This window comes from Halovenus rubra, assembly GCF_026586665.1.
In the GTDB taxonomy this organism is placed as follows: Archaea; Halobacteriota; Halobacteria; order Halobacteriales; family Haloarculaceae; genus Halovenus; species Halovenus rubra.
This window is the reverse complement of sequence record NZ_JAODIY010000001.1, coordinates 125396-144769: the sequence shown is the minus strand read 5'-3', so window position 1 is coordinate 144769 and position 19374 is coordinate 125396. Positions and strand designations below refer to the sequence as shown.

The window sequence follows — 19374 nt, the reverse complement described above, 5'->3', positions numbered from 1 at the left end:
CCGGTAGTTAGTTATTCGCGAGTCTGTCGGCGGACTGCGAGGAGCGACGCTCCGAGGAAGGCGAGGAGTGCAACGACAACACCGAAGCCAGCACCGTCTCCGTCGCTGGATTCCTCAGTTGCGGTTGCAGTCTCGGTCTGCTCGGGCGTTTGGGTCTCAGTCGGCTCAGGCGTTGCGGTCTCAGTCGGGGTCGGAGTCGGGGTCGAGGCCGCTTCGACCGTCAGTGCGCCTGAAGCGTCGTCATCGCCAGTTGCGATGCCGTGGACGTAGGTGCCCGGTTCGAGGTCGCTGGTGTCCACTTCGAAGGTAACAGTCGTCGACTCGCCGCCCGCCAGGGTGGCGGACTTCGTGGCGGCGGTGCTACCGTCGAGGAGGAGTTCAACGGACGTTTCGGCCTCTTCGCCACCATCGTTGGCGATGGTTGCGGAGACTTCAACAGTCGAACCTTGCTCGGTTGCTGCGTTCTCCGGTGAAAGGTCGCTCACGGTGAACTCAGCAGGGTCGGGCTGCTCGACAGTAACTGCTGCCGAGGTTTCGACCGGGTTGCCGTCCTCGTTCATGTAGGCCTGATCCATCGTGCGGAGTGCACGTGCGGTCAGTTCCTGGTTCTCTTCGAGGTCCTGGTCGAGCGAGATAGCGATACGGTTCTGCTCGCCAGTGTCCTGAAGGTTGCTCAGACCAACGCGGTCACCGTCGGAGTTGAGGATTTCGACGTAACCGCCCTGGGTCGTGTTGAACGTGTCAACAACGACGGAGCTACCACCGGAGTCCTGGTCAGCGAACGTGAATTCGTTAACTGCAGGTTCGGCAGTAACGACACCCAGCGTGGACTCGCCCTGCGGGTTCAGCAGCGGTGCAGAGCCGCCACGGCGGATGTTCACTTCAAACTCAGTACCGACAGGACGGTCACCGAAGTCAATGGTGGTCTCCCACGTGTTCGGTGCACCCTCGACGTACTCGACCGTCGCTTCGGTCGAGACGAAGAAGGCTTCCTCCTCGCCGCTCGCTGCGACGAAGTTAACGTTCAGCGGCGTGCCAGCTGCGATGTTGGTCTGGCCGCTGACCGTGATGTTGTCTTCCTGTGGCACTGCGAGCTCGTCCATCGCACCGAGCGTGGTGCCTTCGACGACAACGCTTGCCTGGTCGCTAACGAAGGTCCACGGCGTGACGCTTTGCTCGTTGTAGCTCTTTTCGTAGACTGCGTCATTGCCAGCGTCGCCACCAATCTTGTTGATGGAGACATCGGCGAATGCCGGGTTGGTGTTGTTGTTATCACCGAAGTATTCGGTGTCGATTGGCGGTTCAACACTGAAGATACCGACCATCTCTTCGCCGGCCTCAAGACTGCGGCCAGGGTTCTTAACCTGTTCCTCACCGGACTGAACCTTGATTGGCAGCCAGTACGAGTCGAGGTTGCCGGTGTCGTCCGTACCGGCGATGACATCAGAGTTCGGGTCAGTTTCGACTTCTTCCTGCATGTCGAGGAAGAACTCGTCTAGGTTCGGACCAGCGTCGGCCTGCTGGCCAATTCCAGTTAGTGCGTCAGCAGCGAACCATGCATCACTGATGATGTGGTCGTCGCTGCGGTCGAGGATACCGAAGTCAGCAACATTACTGTTGTCCAGTGCTGCCGTGTGCAGGAGTCCCTCAAGACCGGAGGACTCAATCTGGAGAAGGAAGTAGTCGTTGTCGGCAATCGTGCCGTCTGCCGCGGTCACGACTCCATTCTCGATTGCTGCTTCGACATCGTCGGTCGTCTCGGGCTGGATCTGTGCGTCACCCGTTCCGGGTGCCGTGTAGACGTTAACGCCCTGGGTTCCACGCTCGTTCAGGCGCAGGCTGCTGCGGTCCTGGACGAGAGTCGACGAATTCTTCCACGAGTTCTCGCCGATTGCTGCAACGAGGTCGTAGGAGCCAGCTGCGATGACATCCTGTCCGGCCGAGCCACCGCCAATTTCGACTCTGTTCTTGTCGACGTTCGTGATGGTCGTATCGGAGGTGCCGTAGACACCGTTACCGGCGTCTGTTGCACCGTAGCTGGAGTTGTCGTCACCAATCTGGTACGTGTTCAGGTAGAAGAGGGCCGAGCCGTCACCGTCACTGTCTTCGAACGTGACGTTGAGTTCGATCGACTGGCCTTCCTGACGGTCACCGATGGTGATTGTTCCAGTGTCTGCAGCCTGGATGTCGAGTTCGATCGGAACAATGTCACCACGGACGAACTGGTCAGTCTGTGGTTCCGGCGAGACGATTTCCAGTTCCTGGTCGAGTTCCGGCGTCACTTCGTGGCCGGACTCGTCAGATGCTGGCGTGTCTGTCACTTCAAAGCTGAAGTTGTAGTCACCAACACCGAGACCGTGGTCAACAACGACATCTTCTTCGTAGTCGCCGAGATTGTTCAGCGTATCGACAACAGTCCCGTCTTCCAGCTGCACTTCTAGGTCGTATCCTGCACGGTTGGAGTCAATCTCACCGATGGTGAACTGAGTACTGTCCACAGAAGTATCCTCAACGCCGTCAACTTCGAGGAACTGCTCAGTTAGTTCGAAGCTCGGGAAGTTTTCGGTGTTTATCGGACCTTCTCCACTGGAGATGGATTTCGTTGCATTCTCAGTGACGTGGACACCCGGCTCGATGGTGGTCGAGCGGACGATGAGCTGTCCGTTAGCCGTTGCGCGGACTTCACGGACGAAGCTTCCTGCGTAGTAGTCACCGCTGGAAGTGCTGGTCGAGTACACGTCGTAATCGTTACCGAGGTTGTAGTTGCCATCGATAACAATGTTCTGGCCGACCCAGATACGTGGTGCATCAGCATCTCCCTGAATCTGCTGGTAATCTTCAACGTAGGAGATGGACGCGGTCGAACTAGCGATAGCGTCACCGCTGTTGTTGAACGCAACAGCTTCTAGATCCTGAGACTCTGTAATCTCAGTGGTTAGGGTGACTGGAATGTTCGTTGTGGTGCCGGAAACAGAGGCGTCTCCGAGCTCCATGTCACGGTCGCCGTCAGATAGGTTGAAGACTGTAACGTTCTTGACGGTACCTGTGTTATAGTTATCTACATTCACTTCGTCGACCAGGACCGAATCACCGAGCGAGTCCTGATCTTGGAAGTCTACACTCGCATTTGTCGAAGCTTGCGCGACAGCTGCCCCACTAAATGTCACGGTCATGGCGAAAACGGAAACCACCATGATCGCAGCGAGGAAGACTGCGCGAAGCTTTTCTGTTGAGTCTGTCATGTTTGGCTGTGTTGTTTGCTTCCGGCGACAGCAGCTTTCAACCGGGCATCGTCATCTCCAACAAACCGACCATGTTGCGACACCGGGATACTCGCTACTCTCACCATGGGCAGGGGTACAACGGATACCACGACAGGAGATTATAAATGTTTTGTGGTCCGGTACGCAGGATGATATACAACACCACACCACCAATTTTGTATTTATGAGGCCGCTATCACCCGAAAAGCCGTACACCGTGGATGCGTCTGACACCTGACTTCCGGGAGTCTGACAATATATTATAAGTTTTGTGGTGAGTGTTCCCTGGGTACTGTGTAGACGCGTGGCGAACGCTTCGTATATTAGTTCAGTCAGGCACAAAGCGGCTCATCGGAACCCCTGTATAATCTCACATGCGCTCGCTCACGCGAGAAGCGCCAGAACGCCACCACTGATAGCGAGTCCACCAAGGCCAAAACAGACGGCCCAGAACGGGACTCGCTCAACAACATTCATAATGATGCCGATTGCAAGATAGCCAACGACCGAACTTACCACCAGAGCAGCGAGTGCAGCAGTAGGGCTAATACCGGGAAGTCCACCAGCACCAGCAACAGTAAGAACGGCCGCACCAAGCGCAGCCGGGATCGACAGGATAAAAGAGAGACGGAACGCCTCTGGCGGCTCGTATCGTCGGAACAATAACACACTCGTCGTCATTCCCGACCGCGAGACACCGGGCAAAATAGCGATACCCTGTGCAGCACCGACGAGTATCGAGTCGCGAACGGTTGGCTCCGATTGATGTGTCCCACTCGTTGATTCTGCACGCAGTTGAAACACACCTGTCGCGACGAGCAAAACACCGATTATTCCGACGAATGCCCCACCCGTTAGTTCGCTTGCGAGATCGACTGCAAGGATGTACAGTGGGATTCCGACGAGACCGGTCATCGCGCACGCGACGACAAGATACGTTACAAGCGCCTGTTCCTCGCTCCCAGGCTCTCCTCGCCAGTGCCAAAGCGTCTGTGCGACAGTCGTCAGGTCCGACCGAAAATACGTGATTGCAGAAAGCGTCGTTCCAACTTGTAAAAACAGCGCCAACTGCAACGCAATGTCAGGGTCTGTCCCGACAGCGGTCAGAAATAGCGCAAGATTCCCTTGGCTGGAGACAGGGAGCCACTCGACGATGCCCTGAACAATCCCAGCGAGAATCGCGATCGACAAGTCAACCCAATCCATCACGTTGCTGATTCTGTATCACGTCATTAAGTAGTTGTGAGTTAGGGGGGAGCTGGTTGTAACCCACAGGCAAATCAGTAAATGAGGATAGATGGGCGGGCGTACCCGCCGACCAATCGTGAGCCGCCCTACTGCTGTCGATACCACTCGACAGTTCGTTCAACTCCGTTCGAAATGAGACCATTGGTTTGTTTACTATCCAGTGGCGAGTAGAGTGAAGTAACATTCAGACCAACACTCAAAAAACGGAAAAGTATGTGTAACTCTCTCTTTCAGGTATCTGGACAGGAATACCGCCGACTTCGTCTCGTATCTGAACACCACCAGTTCAGTCGAAGACAGATTGATAAGATAGAAACGCACTTATTCGTGCTAATAGATTTTATAAGCAATGCTCGCCGATAAGAAGATTCTCCTGACAGGTGGTGCGGGATCGGTTGGACGGATCTTGATTCGACGGCTTCTCGATCAGGACCCAAGTGTTATCCGTATTTTCGACCAGAGTGAACCCGGACTTGCTGCGCTTAAAGAAAGACTGAATGATGATCGGTGCCGATACCTTTCGGGGAATATTCGTGATAAAGATCGACTTGCCCGTGCCGTGAGAGATATCGATATCGTCATCCACACAGCCGCAATGAAACATGTTGATGTATGTGAATACAACCCATTCGAAGCTGTGAAGACGAACGTAATGGGTCTGCAAAACCTGATTGACGTGTCGATTGATGCCGATGTAGAGCGGTTTGTGTTTACCAGTAGTGATAAGGCCGTAAATCCTGCAAACACGATGGGGACAACAAAGCTTCTCGGTGAAAAGCTTGTTACTGCTGCAAATAAATACAGTGGTAGCCGAAACCTGAAGCTGTGTTCTGTCCGGTTCGGAAATGTTGTCAACTCATCACAATCTGTGATCCCGGTGTTTCGCGAACAGATTCAAGATGGTGGTCCAATCACGTTGACCGACCCACGGATGACTCGATTCTTCCTCACATACGACGATGTGGCGGAACTTGTTACCGACGCGATAGACCATACTGAGGGCGGTGAGGTGTTTGTCCATAAGATGGATGCCGTGAAAATTGAAGACCTTGCCAAAGCGATGATTGACGCGTTTGCTCCTGCAACAGGATACGAACCAGAAGATATCGACATTACGGTCACGGGGCGACGCGTTGGAGAAACATTCGACGAGAGAATACTCACAAGCCGGGAGGAATCCCGAACGTTAGAGAACGATTCACTATATGCGGTAACGCCAGAGCAGTCCGGTGAGAACGGGTATATCGATCACACTGGGATAGATGGGTTTTCGCCGGTCGACGATGTGACACGTTCGTCAGAAGACGCAGAAAAGCTCACAAAAGAAGCGATTCTTGAGTTGCTACAGACTGAATTTAGCGAGGGGATTGTACAATGACTCGTGGCACTGTCGTCGTGACAGGTGCAGCTGGTTTTATCGGGCGTTGGGTCGTCAGTGAACTGCTCGAACAGGGCTATCACGTTCGTGGCCTCGATAATTTATCTAACGGCTCAAGACGAAATGTTGCTGCGTTCGAATCCGAAGACAACTTTGACCTAACGATTGGTGATGTTGGAGACCGCACTACTGTCGAAGCGATATTCGACGACGACGTAGATGCGTGTATTCATCTCGCTGCAGAGATTGACGTACAAGAGAGCCTTGACGACCCTCAATCTCATTTCGAGACAAACGTCATTGGAACGGAGCGAGTTTTAGAAGCATGTCGTCAGACAGACACACGTCTCGGGCTTGTTGGGACGTGTATGGTGTATGACATGGTCGATTCAGAAGACGGAATCGATGAATCGCACCCAGTAAAGCCTGCTTCACCGTATGCTGGAACGAAACTGGCTGCAGAAGATATTGCAGAGAGCTATCATCAGGGATATGGGTTGCCAGTAACCATCCTTCGTCCGTTCAACACGTACGGCCCATTCCAGAAAACCGGTATGGCCGGTGGGGTTGTGTCTATTTTTACGAACCGAGACCTGAACGGTGACTCACTGAAAATATTCGGAGACGGGACGCAGACGCGAGACCTGATGTATGCAACGGACTGTGCCCGCTTCATCGTCGAAGGCACGTTTGCAGATGCTGCCGTTGGAGAGGTTATAAATGCAGGAACCGGCTCAGATATTTCGATCAATAATTTGGCGGAGTTGATAGCATCGGAACAAACAGAAATCAAACACGTCGAACATCATCATCCACAAAGCGAGGTACAGAAACTGCTCTGTAATCCATCCAAGGCAGACGATCTCCTCGATTGGGAGCCCGAGGTGAGCCTTGAGCAAGGCGTATCACGGCTCCGCACGTGGTTACAAGCAGGTGATTAGCGTGGACGAAAGTAATCCAGCGAAGTACGGTGGAACACCAGTTCGCGAGGAAGTTCTTGGGTACGGGAGTCAGAGTATCACAGAACACGAAAAAGAGGCCGTCGTTGAGGCACTCGATGGTGATTACATAACTCGTGGCCCCACGGTCGAAGCGTTCGAGCAGCGCGTTGCCGACTTTGTCGGTGTCAAGCATGCCATCGCAACGACATCTGGGACGACAGCCCTCCACCTCACGGGACGAGCAGCGGGGTTCAGTACAGGTGATGAAGTAATTACGACACCACTTACATTTGCCTCGACGGCTCACGCTGCGACCTACTGTGGTGCTACGCCGGTCTTCGCGGACATTGACCCATACCGACGGACCCTTGATCCAGACACGGTCAGAGAACAAATCACCGACGAGACGGAAGGGCTTATTCCGATGCACTATGCTGGCCATCCCGCCGATATCCAGGGTCTAATGGAGATAGCTGACGAGCATGATTTGACAGTCATCTGGGATGCGTGTCATGGCTTCGGTGGGACGTGGGATGGTGAGTCACTTGGGTCCAACCGAGATATGGCAATTTTCAGCTTCCACCCTGTCAAAAATATCACAACAGGTGAAGGAGGAATGGTCGTCACTGATGACGACGAACTGGCACAGCGACTGCGACGACTACGGTCGTTTGATATGGATTACGAACCAGATGGTCACAAATCAGAGCCCTGGTACCAAGTGACCGAAGGAGTCGGCTACAATTACAACGTCACAGATATGCAGGCAGCACTTGGGTTAGCACAACTCGACCGAATTGAAGAACTCAAGAACCGCCGCGATGAGATTATCGCGCGGTATAACGAGGCCTTTGCTGACATTGCAGGACTTCGTACACCGCCGACCCCCGAGAATGCTGACCCGATGTATCATCTCTATGCCGTCGAGGTTCGAGAGGAGTTTGGCTGTGATCGAGAAGCGTTTGTGAACGCAATGCATGAAGAAAATATTGGTGTACAGGTCCACTACGTTCCGTTGCACTATCATCCGTTCTTCCAAGAAGAGTTTGGCTACGAGAAGGGGATGTTTCCGGAAACTGAGCGAGTGTACGATGGACTGGTGAGTCTTCCATTGCATCCTGAGATGAGCGATGATGATGTTCAGGATGTAATCAAGGCAGTCCAACAGTTGCGAACCTACCACGCGTGAGAGAGAGAGGTTTTATTCCGATTCCCATCCGGTGTTGAGATATGGCTGAATTTCACATTAGGAATCGTCCGATTGGTCCAAACGAGCCGACCTTCGTTATCGCTGAGGCCGGGTCAAACCACAACGGCGACTTGGAACTTGCAAAAGAACTCATCGACAGGGCTGCCGACGCTGGCGCAGACGCGGTGAAGTTCCAGACTTTCCGTGCCGAGGATATGTATGTCGAAGACAGTGGTGATGTCGAGTATCTCGAAGATGAGCGTCCGATCTACGAAATAATTAAAGACATGGAAATGCCCTACGAGTGGATTCCAGAGTTACACGGCTACTGCCACGAGCAAGGCGTGGAGTTTCTCTCGACACCGTTTGACGAGCGCTCTGCAAAAGAACTGGATGAATACGTCCCAGCGTGGAAAGTCGCGTCGTATACGAGTAGCCATATTCCGTTTCTTGAGCACCTCGCAGGAACCGATAAGCCGATAATTATGTCTACTGGTGCACACGAACTCAGTGAAGTTGCCGAATCCGTGTCCGCTCTTCGAGATGTGGGCGTCTCTGATTTGGTCGTTCTTCAGTGTGTTGCGGCATACCCGACACCGATATCAGAGATCAACGTTCGTGTTATCGAAACGCTACAAGACGAATTCGATGTGCTCTCTGGACTGTCTGACCACACGCTCGATCCGGTAACGGCTCCGAGTGCTGCAGTTGCGCTGGGTGCAAGCGTTGTTGAGAAACATATAACACTTGATAAGTCAATGGAAGGACCAGACCACCAGTTTGCACTTGAACCGGACGAACTTAATCGGATGATTTCCGCGATCCGGGACACGGAGCAGGTGCTGGGTTCCCGAGAAAAGCGTGTAATTGGGGTTGAAAAAGAGCTATACGAGAAAGCACGCCGGGCGATTCATGCCATCTGCGATATTGAGGCTGGAGAAACCATTTCAAGCGAGGACATCAAGGTGCTTCGGCCCGGCGAGAAAGAAGCAGGTCTTGACCCCAAGTTCTACGACGAGATTGTTGGCGAGACTGCTGGACGTGATATTGAGACCGGTAACGGGATTCAGTGGGACGATATTAGGGAGTGAGTCTCATTTTGAAATATCGACATCGGCGGAGTGCGTTTCTCTGTCGACTGCGATTTTTGCGTTGTTGTAGGACAGATACCCAGGGTAAAAATTCAGACACCCTTCAGTAGGATGGCAAGAATCTCTTCGGGTACGATATGCCGGAACCCACACGAGATGAGAGACTCTGGCTGAATATCTTTGATTCCCTGTAACTGCTCTTTGGTCGTCAAAAGAGAGTGAACGAACACTCCCTTACGATTATAGAGCTACTCGTAAATTCGCAGACCTGCATCGCTTATACCGAGAAAGACAATATCGGTTTGTTCGCTCATAGCTTAACCATTGTCTTCGCTCAGAGATAGTATTTCGGCACTGACCCGCTCAACACCTCGTCCATCGACGAGTTGCCGACCGAGGTTACGATACGCTTGTCTCTGCTCTTGGTCAGCCATATATGCCTCGATAGCTCTGATAAACGCTTCTTTGCCGGCATCACGGTCGAGTGTGCGGGCAACGTCACGCTCACGAAGCGACTGCGCGATCGGCTCCTGGTTGTCTACAACGGGAACGCTGACAATCGGCGTCCCGAGGGCGAGCAGTTCGTATGTCGTCGAACTCGACGTGCTTACAGCAAAGTCAGCCTGAAACATTCGTTCGACGAGGTCGTCGGGGTCACGCGCGATACAAACATCAGCCGAAATATCTTCTGCTGTGGCGCGGATGGTTCGCTCCTGAGCCGCAGAGAAACCCGGCCCAACAATCGCGTCAACGTGAATATCAAACCCATCAAACGCACGCACTGCGGTCGGCATCAGATTTGCGATGTCGCTTCCCCCCATAATAACGAGCGCACGTTCCGGTTGTGCTCGCCAGGGTGGTTCGTCTTTGGCCCGGTTGCGGATTTTACGTCCCAAGAGCGCGTAGTCGGTCCCGAGACACGTCTTCGGTTTCTCGCCGATGAACTCGTAGTTGATATCGGAGGCAGACAGGTTGCCGTTGATAAAGAGATCAGAACAGACTGCGTGGCGGGTATCGTCCTGAAGAACCGCAAGCGAGACCCGATCGTGGATCGCGTGCTGATACTCAGTATCGACTGGGTACGCATCGGTGAATACGATATCCTGTGAGTTTGCGTCGAGCCACTCTGCGAATGGGTCGGGGTTGCCCCTCGACGGGAGCGTGATGACCTCGACTGCGTCGGGAAATACCGATCGGGCCGGCTCGGGCGTGGTCGTCGCAATGGTGACCGCCTGTTCGCGGCTGAGGAACTTCTCTGTGAGAGAGTTCGAACGTATCAGGTGTCCGTAGCCGATCTCGGGACCACCATCGACACGGATTGTAATAGAGAGAGACATCTCACAATTGCGGTGCTATGATATTGTGACTTTTCACGATGGATTCGACTTTATCGGCCATGGTCAATTTAGCCGCTCGAATTTCGTGTGGGCCACTGGACCGTTGAGCTGTTGTCTAACGGTTTCCCTGTCAAGCGCCGTCCCAATCGTCTCAAAAACACTGTCGACTGCGTCAAGATATTCGGTTACCATTTCAGACGTGTGGGCGTAGCTTGCATAAAAGGAGTTTGTCGCGAGATATCCCTTATCAAGCATTTCCTGAACGAATAGCGTCTTTGCTGCTTGCCCTTCGTCATGTTCTATCGAGAAGTGTGGCAGCGGATCTATTCCCGATGTGTGGAGTGGGACACTGTGTTTCTCGGCTGCGGCTTCCCACCCATCAGTTACCGATTGACCGATCTCTACAAGATGCTCATGGACGTTTTCGGTTTGATACTTTTCAATGGTAGCCAACGCCGCAGTTGGTCCGATTCGCTCCGTCCAAAACGTACTGCTGATGAAACTCTCTTGGGCATGGTCCATCACGTGCTCACGCCCGACAACTGCCGAGATCGGGTATCCGTTCCCAAGGGCTTTCCCGTACACCGCAATGTCTGGTTTGATATTGAGTTTCTGGTGGTAGCCACCGATATTTTCCCGGAATCCAGCAGTGATCTCATCGATGATTAGTGGCGCATCCTGCTCGTCTGCAATCTCTCGAACCCGGTCGAAAAATCCGGGTTCAGGCGGTTCGTTTCGAATAGGTTCCATGACAATCGCCCCTAGATCGTTTTCCAAGGCGATCTGTTCTAACTCCTCTATTTCGTTGTAATGGAATGGGACGCTCGTTCCTTCGAGGCTTTGGGGAACTCCCTTCGGGCTGAGTCCCGGGAGCAAGTGGTCTTCGAGATTCTCTTCACTGTCGAGGTTCGCTGCGAGATACCAGTCGTGCCAGCCGTGGTAGCCACAGAAGGCAACAGTTTCATCGCCACTATAGGCTCGTGCAAGGCGGACTGCGATAGAGGCTGCTTCACCGCCCGGTCGACCGAATCGGACCATGTCTGCCCAATCGTGCATCCCAACAAGCGTTTCAGCGAGCTCTACTTCCTCCGGTGCATTCAACGTGCTCATGACGCCGCTATCGATTGCACTCTTGGCAGCGGCGTCGATATCATTGTTACCGTATCCGAGCACACACGAGCCGATACCCATGTAGCTCATATCGACGTACTCGTTTCCATCCATATCGACGACTGTTGCGCCGTCAGCCTCTGAATAGTAGGCTGGCCACTGCTCGGGAGCGAACAGCTCTACTCGTTTCGAAAGGAGCTGTGTTGCACCGGGAATGAGTTGTTTTGCCCGCTCGTACTGAGCCAGCGTTTCGGTGGCTGGCTCACGAGTCTGTTCCGGCTTTTTAGCCATGGCTATAACTAAGAGGCCTCTGGATAATAAACGGCTGTGTTTAGGTGAAGCGGTCCTCGTTAATATTACAGAGGGCAGGCGTGCGTTCGAGAAGTTCAAGAACAGATTGCTGATCAAACACCCAGTGCCCGTCGCCGGCTAAACGCTCGTACACTGCACGGATAAACTCTATATCCTCTGGGTAGTCGACGGTCCATCGGGGAATCATATCTTCCTCGACAAAGTCATACGCAGACATGTTGAGTACGTTCTCGACGTTTTTTGACTGGAACGCCTCCGATTCTCTCATATAAAGGGTCACATGTTCCCGCTCACGCGGTTCGGTTGCCTCTTGCCATGTTGTTTCGAGGGCCTCCATGTCGAAGACTTCAACGTCAAGGCCGTCTGGATGCGTGTACTCGATGGTGTTTGATATGTACTCACAATCAGCGGCCTCGTACTTTCTGACAACGCGGTCGACAACAGATGGCGAGAGGAATGGACAGTCAGCAGTGAGTCGAACGACAGTGTCGGCATCCATCTCTACGGCGGTCTGGTAGTAGCGATCAAGCACGTCTGCCTCGCTTCCACGGACGTACTGTATCCCCTGGTCAGCACAGAACGCTGCGACCTCATCGTCGGCAGATTCGGTCGATGTTGCAATCACTACCTCGTCCAGAAGTGATGCACGGCCTGCTCGTTCGTGGACGTGCCACAGCATCGGTTTCTCGCCGATATCCATCAGTACCTTCTCAGGCAACCGAGTTGAGCCCATTCGGGCTTGGATGATGGCAACTGTCTTGCTCATACAGAGAGAATTCTCAAGGCAGTTATTTAGCAACTTGGATAGCTTTCTTTGCGGAGCTACGGTAGACTGACCGTTAGCTATCCAGTAGGGCCGTCGAACTTACCCACAGATTATTAGTATTCCTCACGTCGCATCCCCTTGGGCGTAAAGTACACTCTTGTTTTCTTTGCTTGCTCAAGTTGTTCAGTTGGTGTATAGAATCGGTCTCCGAGAGCGATAGTAGGAAGCATATCTGTTCCGTCTTCGTCTACAATACTCTCTACGATAAGACTCCCATCCGGAGTGGCAATGTAGCCCCGTTGGTCGTCTTTCCGATACAAAACCCCGGTCTGGAATGAATGAAACGTTCCGTCTCCCTGAAAGCTCTCACATTGCTTGAGTCGGACTTCAGTCCCGTTAACGAACGTCTTTGCTCCTTCGTACGGATCACTGAACGCTCGGATAAACTGGACGATCTCCTCAAGTGACCACTCCCAGTCGAGATACCCGTGTTCCTCTGTCGAAAGCCGCGGCCAGTAGGAGCTGAGATATTCCGGCTGGCTGGTAGTCTCAAACGTTCGTCCATCAACAATCCCTTCCAATAGTTCTGTGACAATCTCTGTTTCTTGTTTATTTGCGTACGTTGCGTACTCTGCAGGGGTTGTACATGATTCGGGGAACCGGTACTCGTTGGTTATGAGGATCTCGCCTGTGTCGATAGTTGGCGTAATGAGATGGGCCTGACTGTATCCCAGTGGATCATCTCGGAGGATTCGCCATGAGAACCCCCCTCCACCCCGGTCCTGTGGAAGCCGCGAGCCATGAAAGTTCACGATCTTACCGTCGTGGGCATTAATCAGATCGTCATCAAAAATCCACGCCGCTCCAAAAGAGAGACCGACTGTGTGTGCCCCAACCAGCTCGTTTACCCGACTGTTTTGAGTTACATCCTCCGTGACAACAGTTTCAATACCCCGTGATCGAAGCAAGTCAACCATCGGTTCCCCCTCTATATCAGCGTTGGCCTGACGAGGTGCAGTTACGACGGATACGTTGAAGCCAAGCTCGCGTGCTGTTTCAACTGCCTCAACTAAGACCTCTCCGGCTCCGTAAGCGACCACCCGTTCCGGTGTGTCGAATGAAATCATGGTTGTCAATTTAATTACTGTGGGTATGAGAATTGTGCTCTCAGTGTTGTAACGAAACGTGTTGACCGGTTGTTGCTGACTTTCTTGTAGCCAACCCCACAGCGAGATCTTTCTGTCCACATGATACTGGACAAATTGTCTCCTCACTGGCCTCTATACTGGATAAAAAGTGTTTCATCTCATCAAGATACATATCGTTCATCGTCCACTCATTTGGGCGGCTAAATGAGTCTGAACTATCTTCATCGGCGACGTACCATTCTACCTGTTCGTCCGGCCATGACCAGCGAATCGTCCCCTCCTCGCCGATAATGTGACATGAACGGCTGTACTTTCGTTGTACATAGTCAAGATGAAACTCACAGATTGTTCCCTCGCTGGTTCGTGCGAGGATTCCTGCGACATCGTTCGTTTCAATCTCTAACTGACTCTGCTGGCCCGCCATTGCAGAGACTGTCTCGAACTCACCCAAAAGCCATCGTGCATAGTTTATTTCGTGGATATAATCAAGAATGACACCGCCGCCTAGATCCTCTCGTGCACTGTAGGACTCTCGGTAGTCTGCATCGCTAAACCACTCTGGGAGATAGCTTCCGCCTTCGATTCGTGCTGCGACGATAGGCCCGACAATGTTGTTTCGGAGCAGCTCATGGATTTTTTTGATTTCAGGATGGAACCGGAGATTGCAGCCAACGAGAGAGGTGAGATTTCGCTCAGAGATAATCGATTCAAGCTCAGCAACACCGTCCATGTTATGTGACAGTGGTTTTTCAATAAAGAGGTGACAGCCCGCTCGTGCGGCTTCAGTGGCAACATCTATATGAAAGCGGTTGGGTGTACATACGACGACGATATCTGGGTTCTCCGAATCAATCCCATCCGTCAGTTCTGCAAACGTCGTCACCCCAAGGTCTCTTGCAAGTTCGGTACGAACGTCTACAGCCTGATCTACAACACCTACGTCTGCACCTAACTGTTGGAGATTCCGTGTATGTCTCCGACCGATAGAGCCTCCACCAACGACCAGAGCGGTCTTTGTAGCGCTCATTGGTTTGTGCGTGTGTGGAAATATTATAATTATATCGGTCTCGGCCTGTGTACTGTAGTACTGGGTACAGTAAACCGTAGTTGTCTGCCGTACCGAGCGTGAGTCCAAGGGCAGTTCAGTCGGTGCCTCTTGCCTTCTCGGGTACTTGATTCAGCGTGATTGTCACCATATCAAACTCATCGGTGTTCCCTGGTCAGTGAAATATTGTCTAATTTATTATATAGTTTGGCCTATTTTTTGTTGCGCGTCTGAAATTAATCCAGCCTACGAATAGGAGAGTTGCAGTACGGGGGAGTACGGTAAATGCTAAACGCTTCTATACGCTAATTAGTCATTTCAGCTCTCAGATGAGACAGAGAGTCCTTTGTAAATGTCCTGTTCGGTTACCGTGATCGTCGTATTGCCAATCTTATACTCACCGGGGTAGGCAACACGAATCTTGGCTATACCGTTGTCGGTTGCTGTGACAGTTCGGCTGTATGCGAACGACCGTCCTGCAGTAGACACATTGGTTTTGGCAGTGACAGTGGTACCTGAGTCGGTAGTAACGTTGATGACTGCACCCTCAACGAGCGCGAAGACACGGATATCCGACGAGGCATGGATGAGTTGATAGTGGGCGGGCGAATTAGTTCCTGCACCCAACTCTTCGAAGAGTGTGTGATGGGTAGTGTTTTTACGTGTCTCCGTATCAGTCAGGACAACATAGCCGACTCGTCCTTCATGAATTGTCCGATATTGTTCATCTGGGTTGTGTCTAGTGATAAGTCGGTCATAGAAATTCTGAGCATAGTTGTACGCACTGGAGTTTCCACTGACGAAATAGTTGTACATCCTGTTATTATCCCACTGACTGAGGACGTAATCAGAGCGGTCATACTGAATCGAGTCACTGTGTGTTTCGATTGCGGTCGCTGCTTCCAACGTCTCGCTGCTATGTTGGACTTGACCAAGGAGTGATGGGACAAAGAGAAGATTTAGCAGCAAGACAAAGAGAACAACAACGACAATATAGATCGTCCGCTGTCTATTCGGAAATGAGAGAGACAGTCGGTTCACACCAGATTCTTTGTCAAAGATAGTAGGGCGCTGTGCCAACTCAAGTGCCCCAAGTAGGTACACAAGTGCGATACCAGCGAAAAGAGAGAGGAAAATCGACAGTTGTGCGGCAAATCGAACTTGGAAGCCAGCAAGAATCAGGTACGACCATCCAAAACAGACGACAGCGAGCCATCCAGGAGAATACCGGCGGCTGGCAATCCAAGAGACTAAAAGAAGTGCAACGAGCCCAAGATAAAATCCGAAGCCAATTTGCGCCAGAGGTCCCAAAATGATGGATTGGTCAGGTGAAAATAGTGAGGTTGTCTCGGCTATTCCGCCACGACCCAACAAGTCGCCAGTGCGCTCTTGAATGCTTGTAAGAAGATCTGGACGAAGCTGAGCAACCCCGGCAAACCCTGCGACAGCGACTGCACACTCAAGCGCAGCCAGTATTTTCGGAGAGAGTTGTAGATACTGCCAGGCACTGGCCAACAGTAACAAAGCAATGCTGCCAGCGGTAACGAGGGTCGGAGTGACAACAGCGAGAAGTCCCTGCCACCCAAATAGGCTGTGAGCAAACATAGCAAGAACCGAACCACCTCCAACGCCGGCTAGGCCGGGGATATTGGCAAGTGTTGGTGGAACTCCCCGTTGAAAATCTGTGATAGCACGGAGAGCAAAATATATTCCGACGGGAACGAACGTAATCGGCGAGCCACCCCAAGCGTGTACCGACGCAGCGACCCCAAAGGCGAGTAATGCCACTACACCCCATGTTCGGCTAGAGCGAATATGGTCGAGGGCAGCTGTTCTTGCATCACTCGCATGGTTGCCAGAATTAGCGGCTTCTCCCTGCAGGCGTCGTCTAAAGTCGACTGCGAGCCAGACAAGCGCAAACACGAGTAAGAGCAGCCAGAGGTACTGGTATGACCGGTGTTCAAGAAATCCGAGACTCGTATAAACTGTGTGGACTGGCGTCAGGGCCAGAAAGATAAGTGAAGCAATCGCGATTCGAGAATCAGCTGTGAGTCGAACGGCAAGCATGTACAGAACGACCGCCGAGATGAGCGAGAAAAGAACAGGCTGCAACGCTGCAACAAGACTAGCCGCTCCAGCTGACCCACCCAACAACTCTGCGAACCACCAATTCAATGTATGGGTAAGTGGGCGTTTAATTGTTTGCTCACCAACAGTAGTGAGCATACCCACATCAGCCAGACCACCCGATTGTTCGAGAAACTGCGCCTGAAAGTACCGATAAAGATATGGGTCATTTGCTGGAGAAACAACGTAGCCGTCCCGAAAGACAGCAGAATAGTACAGCAGTCGGACTGTGGCCATGAGTGTGAGTGCTCCCGCGACCGCAACAAGGACAGGGCGATTAACCGTTGGAAGTGAGAGATCAAACGTCGCTGTGTCGGTTGTCTGGGTCGCTGAATGACTTGCCCCACTGGAAAGTCCTGACTCAATAGAGTCAGTATCAACAAAACGGTAGTCGCCATCACCAGTCTTCTCAACGAACGTCTGGGAGACAAGCTCGCCAAATTGACCGGAATCTAGAGAGATATCTCCAAACGTCCAAGACCCGTTTTTATCTTGATGGGCTAGAAGCGTTTCTAAAGCCTCCTCAGTCTCAGGATACTCCGCGATAAATAAGCGCGTCGCCTCTTCGACACGCTTGTCTGTCATTGCTCGTCTGAATGGACACCGAAAGTAAAGTGGTTTCGCTCTGGACCCACAACACAATCTATGCTAACAGCAGGAATGCACTACCCAATGGCTATTTGATCTCCCGCACAATCAGTATTGGAGCGGGTAAGGTCCAACTCGTGAGCCTTTTTTCGACGCCGACGAAACAGACAATTGGCTAGTTTCTGGGTACTTTCTATGGTGCCCATCTTGCCTTGTGTTGTTCCTCGACAACGACGCTAATTTTCTTGCAACAGTGTTGTGACTGTTACTGTTACGCTCAATGTCGTGAATGCCCACGAATCGTATCAGTCCCACCCGACAACAGTAAGTGGTCTGTGCCTCGCTGACGACAAAGCATTACCCCGAGTCACGAGAGATGCTGTTCAGCAAAATGCTTCATACCCAACAGATCTTCTTTTGTTATAACGCCAAATAGGAGTGCACAAATGCCATACACGAGAACACCAGTGCCAATCAACACAGGGAGGAGAAGTACGTATGGGGCCGAAATAAAGGCCTGAACAGAGAAAACAACACCACCCATCAGTACCGATGCAGCGATTATTTTTACAAGAAGACCAAAAGAGAGTACGATAACCTGTCGCCGCCAGAAAATAACAATACAGAGTCCCGACACAAAACTCGCAAGTGTCGCTACCGAGGCGCCTGTCGCCGAGTACGCTGGCACTAATAGTAGGTTTCCACCGAGGTTTACAGAGGCAACTGCCCCCCATAGCATCGCGGATGTTCGTGACCGGCCGTCTGAAAGGAGCGACTGGATAAGGATATTGAATACCCCGTATACGACCATCGCTGGTGCCAGTAGATACATCAGGTCAGCATACTTCAATATGTCTGCTGTGCTTACTACCCGTAACAGTGGCTCTGTGATAGCTATTAGACCAGCAGCGGCTGGGATTGTTATTAGGAAAAAGTATCGGAGAACAGTGTTCAGTCTGTGTCGGTATTCAGCTGTTTCGTTTGCCTGACGGAGGGAGGCCAAATCAGGGAATAATACCGTTCCAATCGCCATCGAAAAGATGCTCAGACCACTGGCGGTGGCATAGACGACCGCGTATCCTCCTGTTGCCTCGACGCTATGAAAGTACGTTATGAGATATCTGTCACTCACGTTTACGACCCAATACATCATTCCGGTCGCTACGAGGGGAAGACCAAATCGGATGTATTGGCCCATGCGTGCGAAGTTAGGCCGAGCGATTCCAAAATCAAGAACAACATACCCCATAAAGCACGCAGATAATACAACATGAAACGCCAAATACGAGATGAAGATTTCGAGAATCGACTCGAATCGGATTGCAGCAACCGTGATTACTAGTAGCTCAACGATAGAACGGACAGATTTGACGCCAGCAAAGATACCCATTCGTCGCTGTGAGCGATAGAACTGGGTAGACTGTCTCGTGAGTAAGGAAAGAACGAGTACAGCAGCAAGGATAACGACGAGATCAGACTGATCGGTGCCGCCGAATACGATAGCCGCAAACTGGTTCTGAAAGACGACCAGAATACCGCCGAGGAAGCTGGCCGAAACAGTTGTTACAGTTATAATCGCCCAAAACTCCTCACGAAGTTGTTTGTCTGAGGCCTCTACCAGTAGTTTGTTTGTCGCTGCACCAAGGCTCAGACTCGCGATACCAGAAAGTAATGTCAGACCGATTGCAAAGTTTGTCCATAATCCGTAAGCACTCTGACCGAGAATCTTCGTGACAATTGGAATGAGAATGATTCCCCTGAGTTTGTTTATCAGTTTTGGCAGGGTAGAGACAAGAAAATCCAGAATAAATTTTGTTCTGCTCTCCGCCAT

13 protein-coding genes are annotated in these 19374 nt (G+C 52.0%); 4 read left to right on the top strand and 9 right to left on the bottom strand.

Going from position 1 to position 19374, the window contains the following annotated elements; translation table 11 throughout:
- Positions 1 to 11 precede the first annotated feature (11 nt).
- Together N5098_RS00675 and N5098_RS00670 are read right to left on the bottom strand one after the other, a co-directional pair.
- The gene (locus N5098_RS00675) at positions 12 to 3242 is read right to left on the bottom strand and encodes a DUF7282 domain-containing protein (RefSeq protein ID WP_267635752.1); all 3231 of its coding nucleotides are present in this window, start codon (positions 3240 to 3242) and stop codon (positions 12 to 14) included.
- Positions 3243 to 3647: 405 nt separating this feature from the next.
- On the bottom strand, positions 3648 to 4469 hold the full coding sequence (locus N5098_RS00670; RefSeq protein ID WP_267635751.1) for an undecaprenyl-diphosphate phosphatase: 822 nt from the start codon (positions 4467 to 4469) through the stop codon (positions 3648 to 3650).
- A gap of 391 nt (positions 4470 to 4860) precedes the next feature.
- On the opposite strand from N5098_RS00670, the gene N5098_RS00665 reads away from it, so the two are divergent.
- The 4 genes from N5098_RS00665 to N5098_RS00650 are packed head-to-tail and all read left to right on the top strand — an operon-like array spanning position 4861 to position 9110.
- Positions 4861 to 5889 (top strand): polysaccharide biosynthesis protein, encoded by a 1029-nt coding sequence (locus tag N5098_RS00665; protein ID WP_267635750.1) that lies wholly within the window; start codon positions 4861 to 4863, stop codon positions 5887 to 5889.
- Complete coding sequence (locus N5098_RS00660; protein ID WP_267635749.1) at positions 5886 to 6830, top strand: NAD-dependent epimerase/dehydratase family protein; 945 nt, start codon at positions 5886 to 5888, stop codon at positions 6828 to 6830. The genes N5098_RS00665 and N5098_RS00660 overlap by 4 nt, the downstream gene beginning before the upstream one ends.
- Before the next feature lies 1 nt (position 6831).
- Positions 6832 to 8019, top strand: a complete 1188-nt coding sequence (locus N5098_RS00655; protein WP_267635748.1) for a DegT/DnrJ/EryC1/StrS family aminotransferase — start codon at positions 6832 to 6834, stop codon at positions 8017 to 8019.
- 41 nt (positions 8020 to 8060) lie between these two features.
- A complete protein-coding gene (locus N5098_RS00650; RefSeq protein WP_267635747.1) occupies positions 8061 to 9110 on the top strand; it encodes an N-acetylneuraminate synthase family protein in 1050 nt (349 codons plus the stop codon).
- A gap of 317 nt (positions 9111 to 9427) precedes the next feature.
- On the opposite strand, the gene N5098_RS00645 is transcribed toward N5098_RS00650, so the two are convergent.
- From N5098_RS00645 to N5098_RS00615, 7 genes are all read right to left on the bottom strand, one after another.
- The gene (locus tag N5098_RS00645) at positions 9428 to 10447 is read right to left on the bottom strand and encodes a PseG/SpsG family protein (protein WP_267635746.1); all 1020 of its coding nucleotides are present in this window, start codon (positions 10445 to 10447) and stop codon (positions 9428 to 9430) included.
- 63 nt (positions 10448 to 10510) lie between these two features.
- On the bottom strand, positions 10511 to 11848 hold the full coding sequence (locus N5098_RS00640) for an aminotransferase class III-fold pyridoxal phosphate-dependent enzyme (RefSeq protein ID WP_267635745.1): 1338 nt from the start codon (positions 11846 to 11848) through the stop codon (positions 10511 to 10513).
- A 40-nt stretch (positions 11849 to 11888) separates the two neighbouring features.
- Positions 11889 to 12635, bottom strand: coding sequence for a cytidylyltransferase domain-containing protein (locus N5098_RS00635; RefSeq protein WP_267635744.1), 747 nt, complete (start codon positions 12633 to 12635; stop codon positions 11889 to 11891).
- A 113-nt stretch (positions 12636 to 12748) separates the two neighbouring features.
- Positions 12749 to 13762 (bottom strand): hypothetical protein, encoded by a 1014-nt coding sequence (locus N5098_RS00630; RefSeq protein WP_267635743.1) that lies wholly within the window; start codon positions 13760 to 13762, stop codon positions 12749 to 12751.
- Between the two features lie 40 nt (positions 13763 to 13802).
- Positions 13803 to 14810 carry a Gfo/Idh/MocA family protein gene (locus N5098_RS00625; RefSeq protein WP_267635742.1) on the bottom strand — a complete coding sequence of 336 codons (1008 nt, stop codon included), beginning with the start codon at positions 14808 to 14810 and terminating at the stop codon, positions 13803 to 13805.
- Positions 14811 to 15146: 336 nt separating this feature from the next.
- Positions 15147 to 17540, bottom strand: coding sequence for a hypothetical protein (locus tag N5098_RS00620; RefSeq protein ID WP_267635741.1), 2394 nt, complete (start codon positions 17538 to 17540; stop codon positions 15147 to 15149).
- Between the two features lie 370 nt (positions 17541 to 17910).
- Complete coding sequence (locus N5098_RS00615; protein WP_267635740.1) at positions 17911 to 19374, bottom strand: oligosaccharide flippase family protein; 1464 nt, start codon at positions 19372 to 19374, stop codon at positions 17911 to 17913.

Coding starts and splice junctions, on each gene's coding strand:
- N5098_RS00630 (WP_267635743.1), bottom strand. CDS start 13,762: ATGATTTCATTCGACACACCGGAACGGGTGGTCGCTTACGGAGCCGGA.
- N5098_RS00670 (WP_267635751.1), bottom strand. CDS start 4,469: ATGGATTGGGTTGACTTGTCGATCGCGATTCTCGCTGGGATTGTTCAG.
- N5098_RS00635 (WP_267635744.1), bottom strand. CDS start 12,635: ATGAGCAAGACAGTTGCCATCATCCAAGCCCGAATGGGCTCAACTCGG.
- N5098_RS00660 (WP_267635749.1), top strand. CDS start 5,886: ATGACTCGTGGCACTGTCGTCGTGACAGGTGCAGCTGGTTTTATCGGG.
- N5098_RS00640 (WP_267635745.1), bottom strand. CDS start 11,848: ATGGCTAAAAAGCCGGAACAGACTCGTGAGCCAGCCACCGAAACGCTG.
- N5098_RS00650 (WP_267635747.1), top strand. CDS start 8,061: ATGGCTGAATTTCACATTAGGAATCGTCCGATTGGTCCAAACGAGCCG.
- N5098_RS00625 (WP_267635742.1), bottom strand. CDS start 14,810: ATGAGCGCTACAAAGACCGCTCTGGTCGTTGGTGGAGGCTCTATCGGT.
- N5098_RS00615 (WP_267635740.1), bottom strand. CDS start 19,374: ATGGCGGAGAGCAGAACAAAATTTATTCTGGATTTTCTTGTCTCTACC.
- N5098_RS00645 (WP_267635746.1), bottom strand. CDS start 10,447: ATGTCTCTCTCTATTACAATCCGTGTCGATGGTGGTCCCGAGATCGGC.
- N5098_RS00675 (WP_267635752.1), bottom strand. CDS start 3,242: ATGACAGACTCAACAGAAAAGCTTCGCGCAGTCTTCCTCGCTGCGATC.
- N5098_RS00665 (WP_267635750.1), top strand. CDS start 4,861: ATGCTCGCCGATAAGAAGATTCTCCTGACAGGTGGTGCGGGATCGGTT.
- N5098_RS00620 (WP_267635741.1), bottom strand. CDS start 17,540: ATGACAGACAAGCGTGTCGAAGAGGCGACGCGCTTATTTATCGCGGAG.